Source organism: Onishia taeanensis (assembly GCF_900100755.1).
GTDB lineage: Bacteria > Pseudomonadota > Gammaproteobacteria > Pseudomonadales > Halomonadaceae > Onishia > Onishia taeanensis.
In genome coordinates, this window is sequence record NZ_FNCI01000001.1 from 455,261 (window position 1) to 468,232 (window position 12,972).

Below are 12,972 nucleotides of genomic sequence, written 5' to 3' on the forward strand. Positions count from 1 at the left end.
GGTGATTGCATGAACAAGGGCTATATCCTGGCCATCGACCAGGGCACCACGGGCTCGACGGTGCTGGTCTTCGACCACGACGGCATCGCCCGGGGCCGGGCCTACCGGGAGTTTCAGCAGTACTACCCCAAGCCTGGCTGGGTCGAGCACGATGCACAGATGATCTGGAGCGTCACGCATCAGGTTGTCCAGGAGGCGCTCAATCGCGCCGATATTCTTCCCCAACACATTGTCGGCATCGGTATCGCCAATCAACGCGAGACCACACTGCTTTGGGATCGCGAAACCGGCGAGCCGGTTCACCGCGCCATTGTCTGGCAGGACCGCCGTGCGGCAGGTATCTGCGAGACGCTACGCGAGGAGGGGCATGAAGCCACCTTCCGCGACAAGACCGGGTTGGTTTGCGACCCCTATTTTTCCGGTACCAAGGTGCGCTGGCTGTTAGACAACGTCAGCGGCCTGCGTGAGCGCGCCGAACGCGGCGAGCTTGCCTTTGGCACCATCGACAGCTGGCTGGTCCACAAGCTGACCGGCGGGCGAGTGCATGTCACCGATGTATCCAATGCCTCGCGTACCCTGATGTACAACATACATCGCCTCGAATGGGACCAGGAGCTGTTGGACCTGCTCAGGGTGCCGGCGGGGATCCTGCCCGAGGTCAAATCCTCCGCCGAGGTCTTCGGTGAAACCGACCCAGAGGCCTTCTTCGGCGCCCGCGTGCCGGTGGCCGGTATCGCCGGCGACCAGCAGGCGGCGCTATTCGGCGAAGCCTGCCACGGCGAGGGCATGGCCAAGAACACCTATGGCACCGGAAGCTTCCTGCTGATGAATACCGGCACCCAGCCGGTGGCCAGCCAGCACGGGCTGCTTTCGACCATCGCTTGGCGCATCGGCGATGAGCCGGTGGAATACGCCCTGGAAGGGGCGATCTTCGTCACCGGCGCGGCGGTGCAGTGGCTGCGTGACGAGCTCAATATCATCGACGATGCCGCCGACACCGAGCGTATGGCGCTATCGCTGTCGGGCAATGACAACGTCTATTTCGTGCCGGCCCTGACCGGGCTAGGCGCGCCGCACTGGGACCCCTATGCGCGGGGCACCCTGCTTGGGGTCACCCGGGGCACGACCAAGGCACATATCGCCCGGGCGGTGCTGGAGAGCATTGCCTACCAGACGCGGGATATCGTCGAGATCATGGTCGATGAGTCCGGCATCCCTCTCAAGGAGCTGCGCGCCGATGGCGGCGGGGCGGTGAATACCTTCCTGATGCAGTTCCAGGCCGACACCTTGGGCGTGCCGGTCAAGGTGCCGCGGATCACCGAGACCACGGCGCTGGGCGCTGCCTATCTCGCGGGCTTGGCGACCGGCTTCTGGAAGGATCGCGCCGAGATCGATGCCAAGTGGCAGCTCGCCCAGTGTTACCAGCCGGGCATGCCTGAGGCGGATCGTACCGCTCTCTATCGGCGCTGGCATCGGGCGGTGGAGCTATCCAAGGCCTGGGACGCGCCGCTCGAGTAGGCCTGCGTTGCTCGCTATGACGCGTTATTAAAAGAAGGAGGGGGGTACGAGGAGAGGGCTCTTGCGTCTTCACTGAGTCCTAATGGCCGAGTCATCTCATAAAGATCATTTCACAAAGGCCACGCCTCAAAGATGACTCGACAAAGAGAAAGGCCACTTCACAAAGGCACGGCATCATGCAATTGCGCAAACATAATCTCGACCGTCAGCGGCAAGAAGACTTCGATGTCCTGGTGATCGGGGGCGGCATCAACGGCGCGGCTTCGGCGGCGGCGCTGGCGGGCAAGGGCGTCAAGGTGGCGCTGATTGATCGCGGCGACTTTGCTAGCAGCACCAGCATGCATTCATCGAACCTGGTGTGGGGCGGCATCAAGTACATGGAAAGCCATGACTTTCCGCTGGTCCGCAAGCTGTGTAAGAGTCGCAACCATCTGATCAAGCACTTCCCGTCGACGGTCAAGGAGATTCGTTTCCTGACCACCATCGCCAGCGGTTTCCGCTATCACCCGCGCTACCTGTGGGCGGGTAGCTGGCTTTATTGGTTCATCGGCAACGGCTTCACCAAGATCCCGCACTACCTGTCACCGGCGGGTATCAAGGCCCGGGAGCCGATCGTCGATATCGCCGGCAGCGTGGGCGGCTTCGAGTATTCCGATGCCTACCTGCACGACAATGATGCGCGCTTTGTCTTCAACTTCGTGCGCAGCGCCATGGACCGAGGCTGCGCGGCGACCAACTATGTCGAGTCGTTAGGTGCCAAGCGGGAAGGGCAGCGCTGGATCACCCAGGCCCGTGACGTGATGACCGGCGATACCTTCGAGATTCGCGCCAAGGTGGTGGTCAATGCCGCCGGGCCCTATGTGGATCAGCACAACTCCTTGAGCGGCGAGCGCACCGAGCATCAGCACGTCTATTCCAAGGGCATTCATCTGATCGTGCCGCAGCTCAGCGAGCATCAGCGAGTGCTGGCCTTCTTCGCCGATGATGGTCGGCTGTTCTTCGTCATTCCCATGGGCAGAAGAACCTGTATCGGCACCACCGACACCCGGGTCGAGACCCCCGAGGTGCAGGTCAGCGAAGACGACATTCGCTTCGTGCTGGATAACATCAACAAGCGGCTAACCCTGGATGCACCGCTGACCCAGGACGACATCATTTCGACCCGCTGCGGCGTGCGGCCCTTGGCGGTCAAGGCGAGCTCGGGGGGCGATCGGGACTTCCTGCAGCTCTCGCGCAAGCATGTCATCGATACCGACGCCGCTACCCATCACTTGAGCATCTTCGGCGGCAAGCTGACTGACTGTCTCAATGTCGGTGACGAGATCGTCGCGGCGGTCAAGGAACTGGGCGTAGACGTGCCCTATGCCGATTACGTCTGGTATGGCGAGCCGGGGCCTGCGGTGCGCGAGGAGTTCTTTCATCAGGCGCGCCTGATGGGGCTGGACGCCATGGCGCCTCATCATCACGAGCCCTTGAGCACGCGGCTCTGGCGGCGTTATGGCGCCCAGGCGTTGGACATGCTGGAGGAAATTCGCGAAGACCCGCGTCAGGCCGAGGTGCTGATCGAGGGTACCGAGTACCTGCGCTGTGAGATTCGCCAGGCGCAGCGCCGCGAGATGATCACCCGCCTCGAGGACTTCCTGCGCAGGCGCTCGAAGATATCGCTGGTGGTAAGTGCCGAAGAGATCCGTCAGGCGCAAGGGCTCAGGGAAGCCTGCGAGATCCTGTTTGGCGATGAAGCCGAGGCCAAGCTCGAGGAGTATCTGGTGAGCGCCCACGCTCAGAGCGTCGGCGAGGTGCTGAGTGCCGGTACCAACGCTAATGCCGGCCCTAGTTCCGACAACCCGGCCCGTTCAGAGTCACTCAAATGGCGCTGAGACCGTCATAGGAAACGGGGTGGTGAGTCGGTCTAGTGAGTCGGTATATAGAACCGTTCTAGATAACCGGTCTAGAGAGCCGGCGAGGGCGGACGGGCTTAGCTGACGAAATAGCGGTAGGCGATCGATTCATCCTTGCGCGGGCCCTGGATGCGCCAGTCGAGCGCGAAGCCGTCGGCGTTCACTTCAAGTCGTGCCGTGTAGCGATCCTCGCCGCACAGGTGCGCCTCGGCGGCCACCAGAGCGCTGCCATGCTTGGCCTCGACCAGGTCGAACAGCCAGACGGCGGCCTCGCGACCGCGGCGCTCGTGGAAGAGGCGCAAGCGGTCTTCTGCCAGCTCCCAGCGGTAGACATTGCGAAACGCCACTTCCCGGGATTGTCCGGCGAGCGCGAAGTGGCCCTGCTCATGGAAGCGTAATGGTGCGCATCGTGCCTGATCGTCCTCGCTCACCGTGACGCTGCCATATCCTTCGCCGGACCATTCGCACTGCGAGGCGCTGCCGGAGCGCGAGGAAAATTTCAGACGAGTGATGGTTGGTAGCAGGGCGCGCACGCGTATAATGCTTGTCAACTTTCTTTCCTTGTGGAGTTAACCAATGGGCTATCTGGTGGGCGTCACGGCCCTGTGGGCGTTTTCGTTCTCGCTGATCGGCGCCTATTTGTCCGGTCAGGTCGACAGCTACTTTGCGGTGCTGGTGCGTATCGTGCTGGCGACGCTGGTGTTCTTGCCGTTTCTCAAGCCGCGACTGCTGGCGAATCGACACAAGCTGGCGCTGATGGCGATCGGCGCCGTGCAGCTGGGGTTGATGTACATCTTCTTCTATCAGTCGTTCCTGCTGCTGTCGGTGCCGGAGGTGCTGCTGTTCACCATCTTCACGCCGCTCTACGTCACCCTGATCGACGATGCCTTGGCCGGGCGTTTCACGCCATTCTACCTGCTCAGTGCCTTGCTTGCCGTGATCGGCGCGGCGGTGATTCGCTACCAGGGCGTGGATAGCGGTTTCTGGGTGGGGTTCCTGGTGGTGCAGGGCGCCAACCTGTGCTTCGCGCTGGGTCAGGTGGCCTATCGCCACCTGGCGGTGCGTCTGGAAAATGAAGTGCCCCAATACAGCATCTTCGGCTGGTTCTACCTGGGCGCACTGGCGCTGGTCGTGGTGGCCTTCGCGCTGTTTGGCAATCCTGCCAAGCTGCCGACCACCGGCCTGCAGTGGGGCGTGTTGGCGTGGCTTGGCCTGGTCGCTTCCGGGCTTGGCTATTTCCTGTGGAACAAGGGCGCGACCCGGGTCGATGCGGGAGCGCTTGCCATCATGAACAATGCGCTGGTGCCGGCTGGCCTGCTGGTCAACCTGGCGCTCTGGAACCGGGATGCCGATCTGCTGCGCCTGGCGCTGGGCGGGGCTATCCTCGTGGCGTCGCTTGCCATCAACGAGTGGTGGGTGCGTCGGCGTCGCCTGCCGGTCTCGCCGCTGGCGTGAGGTATGCGGTAGGCCGGTTTGCCGCTCCCGACGGGAGTCCGCATAATGGCGGCTCGATGAGGCGGGAGCGCGCATGACAACCTTCAAGAACATTGGCCTGATCGGCCGCATGGGCAGTGCCAAGGTAGTGGAAACGCTCAAGCGGCTGATCCGCTTTCTCGATGAAGGCGGCTATCACGTCATTCTCGAGGACCGCACGGCCACCGTGATGTTGGATCACGGCCAGCAGGAAGCCAGCCGGCGGATGCTCGGCGAGATCTGCGATCTGGTGATCGTGATCGGAGGCGATGGCAGCCTGCTGGGCGCGGCGCGAGCGCTGTGCAAGAGCGGCACGCCGGTGCTGGGGGTCAACCGTGGCCGGCTGGGCTTCTTGACCGATATTTCGCCGAGCGATCTGGAGGCCAAGGTCGGCGATGTGCTGGCCGGCCGCTACATGATCGAAGAACGCTTCCTGCTCGATGCCGAGGTCTATCGTAACGATACGCTGGTCGGCAGCGCCGAATCCCTCAACGACGTGGTCATGCATCCCGGCAAGGCGGTGCGCATGATCGAGTTCGAGCTCTTCATCGACGACCAGTTCGTCTACAGCCAGCGCAGCGATGGCCTGATCATCGCCACCCCGACGGGCTCCACCGCCTACGCGCTCTCCGGTGGCGGCCCTATCGTGCACCCCAGCATTGAAGCCATCACCCTGGTGCCGATGTTCCCGCATACTCTGTCCAGCCGTCCCATCGTGGTGGATGCCAGCTCCGAAATCCGCATTCATATCGGCGAGACCAACGAAGCCTATCCCCACGTCAGCTGTGACGGTCAAACCCGGGTCGTATCCAAACCCGACGACATTCTCTATGTGCGCAGGAAGCCCGAGCGGCTGAAACTGGTGCATCCACTGGGCCACAATTTCTATGAGGTCTGCCGCAGCAAGCTCGGCTGGAGCAGCAGGCTGGGAGATTGAGATGGCCATGAGCGACGGCATCGAAGGCTATGATCTGATCGGCGACGTGCACGGCTGCGGCGCCACCCTGGCCGCGCTGCTCGAGAAACTCGGCTATCACTTGCGCCAAGGCGTCTATCGCCATCCGCGACGGCGGGTAATCTTCCTGGGGGATTTGATCGACCGCGGCCCGCGCATTCGCCTGGCCGTCAACATCGCTCGGCGCATGGTCGAGGCCGGCGAAGCGCATATCGTCTTGGGCAATCACGAATACAACGCCCTGGCGTATTGCGGGCGTGATCCGGAAGGGGGCTTCCTGCGGGCCCATACACCGCGTCATAACCGCATCATCAAGGATACCCTCGAGCAGTACAGCGATCACCTGAACGAGTGGGACGATACGCTGGCCTGGTTCATGCAGATTCCGCTGTTTTTGGAGCGAGATGGTCTGCGGGTGGTGCACGCCTGTTGGGATCAGTCGTTGATCGATGCCTTTCGGCTCGAGCGCCCTGACGGGCGCATGGATGAGGCCTTCCTGCGCGAGTCAGCGAAGCACGGCACCAAGGCCTTCGCGATCATGGACCGGCTGACCCGCGGTAGCCATTTGATGCTGCCCGATAACCTGGAGATTCATTCCGGGGACGGTTTCCGGCGCCGCAGCTTTCGCACCCACTTCTGGGCCCGGGACCCGCATACCTACGGCGATGTGGTCTTCCAGCCGGACAACCTGCCCGGTGATCTTGAGCTTCGGGCCTTGAGCGATAGCGAGCGTGCCCGGCTGAGCTACTACGGACCCGACGAACCGCCGCTGTTTATCGGCCACTACTGGTGCGAGGGCATCCCGGCACTGCCGGCCCCCAACGTGGCCTGTCTCGATTACAGCGCGGTGAAGTTCGGCCGCCTGGTGGCCTATCGCTGGAGCGGCGAAGCTCAATTGAATGCCAATCACTTCGTCTGGCTCAAGGTGCCCAGAGACGAGCAGGCGATGCCACGGCCCTGGGAAATCGATTTCGATTGAGCGGCCATGATGGCGGGGTGAACAATTCGTCACTGTAAGCACACAAACTTTTACATCATTTTAGGCAACGCGCATGAACTTCTTCGCCAAAGACGCATCAGATTAAGTGTTCCCTTGAATGATCCCTTGCTCTTATCCGGCGGCCCCCTCCGCCGGATTTTTCTTTGTGGAATTCGTTACACTGGCGTTTAGGCGCCTATCGTGGCGTACGCCCCCATTACATCGGCATGAAAAGGAACCCCGCATGTTGAAGGTGCTCATGCTGCCCCGAGACACCAATACCCGCGAGCTGCGCCAGGCACTCTGGGCGCACCGCATTGGCCACCGCTTCACCGAAAACGAAGAGGGCTACACCCTGTGGCTCGCCGATCCCGCGCAGTTGGATGCGCTCAACGAGCTACTTGAACGCTGGCGGCGCGGCGAGCCGCTGATGCCCAGCGGCCATGCACCGCGAGCCACGTTCAATGCCTCGCCGCTGTTGCGTCCCTTCGCGCTGGCCCCGGTGACCGCCAGCCTGCTGGCGGCTTGCCTGATGGTGTTTGGCCTGATGTGGCTGCTTGGCGATATCGTGGTGGCGATGTTGACCATCGTGCCGGTGGCCGTGGCGGGCGGTAGTCTGAGTCTGGGCAGCCTGGCCGATACCCTGAGCTCCGGGCAGGTATGGCGGTTCTTTTCGCCGGCTCTTTTGCACTTCGGCTGGATGCACCTGACCTTCAATCTGCTGTGGCTGTGGTATTTCGGCCGTCAGATCGAGGCGCTGCGGGGCGGTAAGCTGATGCTGGTCCTGACGATCGCCAGCGCTATCGTCGGCAACCTAGCCCAGTACGCCACCGGTACGGTGCTGTTCGGCGGCATGTCCGGCGTGGTCTATGCGCTGCTGGGCTACGTCTGGCTGATGTCGCGACTCGCGCCCAGCAGCGGCTTCTTCGTTCCCCAGATGCTGGTGGTGTTCATGCTGGGCTGGATGGTCTTCACCATGACCGAGATGGCCGGCATGGTCGGGTTTGGCAACGTGGCCAATGAGGCCCATCTGGGCGGCCTGGTCGTGGGGTTGGCGCTGGGCTGGTATGATGCGCGCCGTGCCCGCAGGGCCTGATGCGATGGTGATGACATCCCATGTCACGAAAGGGAGACTGAAATGAGCGAGATGACCTTCGACAAGATGGTCCAGCAGATGACGCCGGACATCTATGAAAGCCTCAAGCAGGCGGTGTCGCTGCGCAAATGGCCCGACGGGCGAGTGCTGAGCGCTGAGCAGGTCGAGCTGTGCCTCGAGGCCGTGATCAAGTACGAGGCCGAGCATGGCGTGTCTCCCGACCAGCGGGTCGGCTACCTGGATCGCACCAGCTGTGGCAGCGATGCCGACAGTGCTCAGGGGAGTGCCAGCAACGGCGAGGAAAGCCTCAAGTGGGTGAATTGATCGACACTGCCGCTCGCGGCTGCCTGAGCAAGATGGCCATCTCGCCGGGAAAGACCGGGGAGGCGGCGGATTACGCACTCTGCCTCGATGAGACGCGCCTGCCCCTCAATGCGCGCCTCGGGCAGCCGTTGCGGCTTAGCTGGACCGGCGCCATTGCCTGCACGAACTGCGGCCGAGCCACCAAGAAAAGCTTCGCCCAGGGCCATTGTTACCCCTGCTTCAAGCGCCTGGCCAGCTGTGATACCTGCATCATGAAGCCTGAGACCTGCCACTTCTTCGCCGGCACCTGCCGCGAGCCGGAATGGGGCGAGCGTCACTGCTTCCAGCCCCATGTGGTCTATCTGGCCAACTCATCGGGGCTCAAGGTGGGCATCACCCGGCGTACCCAGGTGCCGACGCGTTGGCTCGATCAGGGCGCCATCCAGGCCCTGCCGATTATCGAGGTCGACACCCGTCAGCAGTCTGGCTTCGTCGAGATGCTGTTCAAGGAAGAGGTCAGCGACCGCACCAACTGGCGCGCGATGCTCAAGGGTGACGTTGAATCGATGGATCTAGTCGCTGAGCGTGACCGGCTGTTGGCCAAGCTCGAGGGCGGGCTTAGCGGCTTGCGCGAGCGTTTCGGCGCTGATGCCATCCGCGTGCTGGATGACGCGCCTCGTCACCTCGATTACCCGGTGCTCGAGTTCCCGCGCAAGATCGTGTCCCACAACTTCGACAAGGTCGCCGAGGTCGAAGGCACCCTGATGGGGCTCAAGGGCCAGTACCTGATTCTCGATACCGGCGTCATCAACCTGCGCAAGTTTACCGGCTACGAAATTCAAGTCGCCTGATGCGACTGCCAGCCTGTTTCAGCCTCTACTCAACCATAGTGCGCTAGCGCGGCCGCCAGTTCCTGCTCGTGAAAGCGCCTGGCGGCCTCACTTCCTGCTGTATCGCTGGGCTCGCTTTTCCCATCGCCGTTCGCCTCGCCGGTGAGGCGACCCAGACGCTGTGCCTCATCGAAAAAGCCTGAAGCCGGTAGGCCTCGGCGCTCTCTGGATTGGCTGACGACCAGGGCCGCCAGGAAGGGCCGGCCAGCCGCCGCATCATCACGCATGCTGTCTTCCAGCAGCCGCGCCAGGGCCTGAATCATGCCGGGTGGGGATAGCCCCAGGGCTTCACAGGCTTGGCGGTAGGTGACGGTCTGGCCCTGGCGAGCGACCTGCACCAGGTAATGACGTAGCAGCGTCTGGGTAGACGAAGTGTCGGTCATGCGGGGCTTTCCTTGACGGGGTTGGTAGACGGGCCTTAAACATATGGGCCTAGGGCAAAAGACGCCCATTCTAGCAGCCGTTGCCTCAAGCGCCGACGCGACGGTTGGCCTCCATGCGCTTGAGGAACACCTCGAGGATTCGGCTATAGAGGGCTCGCCCCAGCAGGGTATCTTCCACGCCGGCGTCGATGTTGGGGTTGTCGTTGATCTCGATGACCACGACTCGGTCGCCAACCTGCTTCAGGTCGACGCCATACAGGCCGTTGCCGATCAGCCGGGTCGCCTTCAGTGCCGCCTTGATGACGGCGGGGGGCACGTCCTCGGGCGCGTGTGTGCTGAAGCCGCCGCTTCTGGTCTTGCCCTTGGAGTGATCGTAGATCTGCCAGTGGCCGCGGGCCATATAGTAGCGGCTGGCGAACAGGGGCTTGCCGTCGAGCACGCCGATGCGCCAGTCGAATTCCGTGGGCAGCCATTCCTGCAGCAACAGCAGGGCCGAGGAGGCGAATAGCCGCTCGGCTTCGGGCAATAGCGCCTCGGCGGAGGTGATCTTGACGATGCCCCGTGAAAAGGAGCCGTCGGGCACCTTGAGTACCATGGGGAAGCTGAGTCCCGCCGCTTTTTCCGTCAAGTGGGGCAGGTCGCTGCGATTCAGCAGCACGCCCTCGGGCGTCGCGATGCCTCGCGTTCGCAGCAGGGTATGCAAATACACCTTGTTGGTGCAGCGCAGAATCGAGCGTGGATCATCGATGACCACCAGGCCCTCGTGCTCGGCGCGTCGCGCCATGCGATAGGTATGATGATCGAGGCTGGTTGTCTCACGAATGAAGAGCCCATCGAACTCGGCCAGCCGGCCTGCGTCACGCTTGGTGATCAGCGAGACATCGATGCCCAGCTTGCGTCCGGCACGAATGAATTCCTTCAATGCACCGCGGTTGCTGGGGGGCAGAGCCTCCTGGGGGTCGACCAGCATGGCCAGGTCGAAGCGATAGCGCCGTCGGGCCTTCGGGGTGCGCCAGACCTTTCGCGAGTGCCGGTTCAAGGCGCTGGCGAACAGGTCTTGCTCTTCCTGCGAGAGTGCGGTGAGCCGCAATGGCTTGAGCCGCGACAGTCGCCACAGGTCGTGGCGTCGCGTGAAGCGTGCCTCGAGCAGCGGGCAGGGCAGGCGCTCGAAGAGTTTGCGAGCAAGCTTGGATAGCTCCGGCTGTAGGCTTTCGCCGAACATCACCCGCAGGGTGATGCTGTCGCCGGTCAGCGAGCCGCGCTTGGCCAGTTCATTGAGCAGGGGGCTTAGGGCCTCGAGCTGCAGGTCGACCAGTGCCTTGCGCGACAGTTGATTGAGCGTCTCGACGCTGGGTAGCACTCGCTGGCCACGGGCCTGTGCCAGCAGCGACACATAGTAGCCGCTCTCCAGGTAGTCGAGCTCACCGGACAGGTTGATGACGTGGGTGGCCGCGTCTTGCTCCTGTTCTTTTTCCGGGGCCTGAGCCGGCCGCTCTTCTGCCAGGTAGTCATTGGCCGTGATCAAGTCTTCGCTTGGGAAGTAGGGGCGCCAGTCGATGAGACGATCGACGACGATTTGCAGAGGCATTGAAGGGCTCTCCTTGAGCTCGGTCAAAGATAATTCCTGACCGTCAGCATGCGCGTGCAGACAGATCAAGACAATATGCGGATATGGTGAAATAAATTCATCATCCCAGGCGGTGACACTGGGTTACATGCATCGCAGAATCCTCATCACATTCTCAAGGTAGCCGTCGACATGACCGCCCTGTTGCGCTCGGCCCAGCCGGGTGACCTCGCAGCACTCTGCCAGCTCGAACAGCTCTGTTTCACGACCGATCATTTCAATCGACGCCAGCTGTGGCACTTATTGAACCGCGCTCACGCCATCACCTGGGTGGCCGAAGATGAAGCACGGCAATTGGTGGGCTATGCGACCCTGCTGTTACGTCGCAATAGCCTGGCGGCGAGGCTCTATTCGTTCTGCGTGCATCCCGAGGTTCAGGGGCAAGGCGTCGGGCGTCGACTGTTGAGTACCCTGGAAAGCGAGGCACGGGACCGTGGTTGCGAGTCGCTGACCCTTGAGGTGCGCGCCGATAATCGACGCGCCCGGGCACTCTATCGGCGCATGGGCTTCGGTCTGCGGCGCTGGCTCGATGACTATTATGCCGATGGCTGCGCGGCCTGGCAGATGGAGAAGTCGCTGCTCGCCTCTGACACGGGACAAGTGGTGAACGCTTGATGACCAAAGCAAGGCCGACGGGTGAAATGCCCGTCGCGGTGCTCTAGAATCGCATTCCATTTCCACTTCGTCAGGAACGCCCCATGCCCTCCTTCGATATCGTCTCTGAGTTTGACAAGCACGAAGCCATGAATGCCGTTGACCAGGCCAATCGCGAAGTACAGACGCGTTTCGACTTTCGCGGCGTCGATGCCAGCTTCACGCTCAATGACGACACTGTTGCGCTCGAGGCCGATGCCGACTTCCAGCTCAAGCAGATGGTCGACGTGCTGCGGGCCAAGCTGATCGCACGGGGTATCGATGCCCGCTGCATGGATGAGCAGGACCCTGAGCTGAGTGGTGTCAAAGCCCGCCAGGAAATCAAGCTGAAGCAAGGGCTCGAGCAGCCGGACTGCAAGGCCATCGTCAAGCAGATCAAGGATGCCAAGCTCAAGGTCCAGGCCCAGATCCAAGGCGACAAGGTGCGCGTCACGGGCAAGAAACGCGATGACCTGCAGCAGACCATCGCCTTGCTCAAGAGCGAGCAGGGGCCCGATCTGGCGTTGCAATACAACAATTTCCGCGATTGACCCAACGCAATAATATGGGGCCTAGCTTGGGTTACCATGAGTGGGTACGAGGCGGCGCCATGCGCCCGCCTCGAAAAGAATGCCTCATTGAGCGACGCTAGGCGTCATATAGCGCAAAGCGATTTCCGTTCCATGCGTTGTTGCGGTTCAATGAGGACATGGATGCTAAGCTTTAGCTAGACGCCGCCGTTATCAGGAGAACGGAGATGCCTCGAACCACCGTGACCCGCACCGCCTATCGCCTGCTGGCGATGGTGAGCTTCGCGCTCGGTGTGATCGGTGCCTTTCTGCCGCTGATGCCGACCACCTGCTTCATGCTGGTGGCGGTATGGGCTGCTTCGAAGGGGTCGCCCCGTTTTGCCGCCTGGATTCGCCGGCACCCGCGTTTCGGTCCGCCTCTGCAGGCCTGGGAACGTGAGCGAGCGATTCCGCGGCATGCCAAGCGGCTGGCTGTGCTGATGCTGGCGCTCTCGATCGGTGTGCTGGTGTTTAGCCCGGTTCCCCTGGGCATCAAGCTCGTGGTGATCGTGTCGCTGGCATGCCTCGGGGCCTGGATCGTCACCCGCCCCGAGCCCCGTACCTTCCCGACCTTCACCCTTAGCTCCCAGGCTCTTTCGCCCCGGGTCATGCACTCGAATCACCGCCGACTTTGAGATGGCTGCCGCT

Annotated in this window: 14 protein-coding genes; 11 read left to right on the forward strand and 3 right to left on the reverse strand. The window is 62.3% G+C overall.

Features of this window, described 5'->3' with window-relative positions:
* Nucleotides 1–9 precede the first annotated feature (9 nt).
* Together glpK and BLR71_RS02160 are read left to right on the forward strand one after the other, a co-directional pair.
* Complete coding sequence (gene glpK, locus BLR71_RS02155) at nucleotides 10–1,518, forward strand: glycerol kinase GlpK (protein ID WP_092522604.1); 1,509 nt, start codon at nucleotides 10–12, stop codon at nucleotides 1,516–1,518.
* Nucleotides 1,519–1,694: 176 nt separating this feature from the next.
* Nucleotides 1,695–3,395 carry a glycerol-3-phosphate dehydrogenase/oxidase gene (locus BLR71_RS02160; protein ID WP_092522606.1) on the forward strand — a complete coding sequence of 567 codons (1,701 nt, stop codon included), beginning with the start codon at nucleotides 1,695–1,697 and terminating at the stop codon, nucleotides 3,393–3,395.
* Between the two features lie 98 nt (nucleotides 3,396–3,493).
* Here BLR71_RS02160 and BLR71_RS02165 read toward each other — a convergent pair whose 3' ends face one another.
* Nucleotides 3,494–3,967 carry a DUF6314 family protein gene (locus BLR71_RS02165; RefSeq protein WP_092522608.1) on the reverse strand — a complete coding sequence of 158 codons (474 nt, stop codon included), beginning with the start codon at nucleotides 3,965–3,967 and terminating at the stop codon, nucleotides 3,494–3,496.
* A gap of 25 nt (nucleotides 3,968–3,992) precedes the next feature.
* Here BLR71_RS02165 and BLR71_RS02170 point away from each other — a divergent pair, with 25 nt between their 5' ends.
* The 6 genes from BLR71_RS02170 (at nucleotide 3,993) to BLR71_RS02195 (ending at nucleotide 9,073) form a co-directional block, all read left to right on the forward strand.
* Entirely contained in the window at nucleotides 3,993–4,871 is an 879-nt protein-coding gene (locus tag BLR71_RS02170; protein ID WP_092522609.1) for a carboxylate/amino acid/amine transporter, read from the forward strand.
* 73 nt (nucleotides 4,872–4,944) lie between these two features.
* Nucleotides 4,945–5,826 (forward strand): NAD(+) kinase, encoded by an 882-nt coding sequence (locus tag BLR71_RS02175; RefSeq protein ID WP_092522611.1) that lies wholly within the window; start codon nucleotides 4,945–4,947, stop codon nucleotides 5,824–5,826.
* Nucleotide 5,827: 1 nt separating this feature from the next.
* The gene (locus tag BLR71_RS02180; RefSeq protein WP_175491600.1) at nucleotides 5,828–6,823 is read left to right on the forward strand and encodes a metallophosphoesterase; all 996 of its coding nucleotides are present in this window, start codon (nucleotides 5,828–5,830) and stop codon (nucleotides 6,821–6,823) included.
* A 244-nt stretch (nucleotides 6,824–7,067) separates the two neighbouring features.
* Complete coding sequence (locus tag BLR71_RS02185; RefSeq protein ID WP_092522613.1) at nucleotides 7,068–7,919, forward strand: rhomboid family intramembrane serine protease; 852 nt, start codon at nucleotides 7,068–7,070, stop codon at nucleotides 7,917–7,919.
* A gap of 42 nt (nucleotides 7,920–7,961) precedes the next feature.
* Complete coding sequence (locus BLR71_RS02190) at nucleotides 7,962–8,243, forward strand: YeaC family protein (protein WP_092522615.1); 282 nt, start codon at nucleotides 7,962–7,964, stop codon at nucleotides 8,241–8,243.
* A 32-nt stretch (nucleotides 8,244–8,275) separates the two neighbouring features.
* A complete protein-coding gene (locus BLR71_RS02195; RefSeq protein WP_092522833.1) occupies nucleotides 8,276–9,073 on the forward strand; it encodes a DUF2797 domain-containing protein in 798 nt (265 codons plus the stop codon).
* A gap of 29 nt (nucleotides 9,074–9,102) precedes the next feature.
* Here the strand turns inward: BLR71_RS02195 and BLR71_RS02200 are convergent, their stop codons facing one another.
* Nucleotides 9,103–9,495: a hypothetical protein gene (locus BLR71_RS02200; RefSeq protein WP_092522617.1), complete on the reverse strand. Its 393-nt coding sequence runs from the start codon at nucleotides 9,493–9,495 to the stop codon at nucleotides 9,103–9,105.
* Between the two features lie 85 nt (nucleotides 9,496–9,580).
* The gene (locus tag BLR71_RS02205) at nucleotides 9,581–11,083 is read right to left on the reverse strand and encodes a RimK family protein (RefSeq protein WP_092522619.1); all 1,503 of its coding nucleotides are present in this window, start codon (nucleotides 11,081–11,083) and stop codon (nucleotides 9,581–9,583) included.
* 171 nt (nucleotides 11,084–11,254) lie between these two features.
* Between BLR71_RS02205 and rimI the strand changes: the two genes are divergently transcribed.
* The 3 genes from rimI to BLR71_RS02220 all read left to right on the forward strand — a co-directional run bounded on the left by rimI (nucleotide 11,255) and on the right by BLR71_RS02220 (nucleotide 12,959).
* Nucleotides 11,255–11,737: a ribosomal protein S18-alanine N-acetyltransferase gene (rimI, locus tag BLR71_RS02210; protein ID WP_092522621.1), complete on the forward strand. Its 483-nt coding sequence runs from the start codon at nucleotides 11,255–11,257 to the stop codon at nucleotides 11,735–11,737.
* Between the two features lie 83 nt (nucleotides 11,738–11,820).
* Nucleotides 11,821–12,306 (forward strand): YajQ family cyclic di-GMP-binding protein, encoded by a 486-nt coding sequence (locus BLR71_RS02215; protein ID WP_092522623.1) that lies wholly within the window; start codon nucleotides 11,821–11,823, stop codon nucleotides 12,304–12,306.
* Between the two features lie 206 nt (nucleotides 12,307–12,512).
* Entirely contained in the window at nucleotides 12,513–12,959 is a 447-nt protein-coding gene (locus tag BLR71_RS02220; RefSeq protein WP_092522625.1) for a YbaN family protein, read from the forward strand.
* Nucleotides 12,960–12,972: the final 13 nt, after the last annotated feature.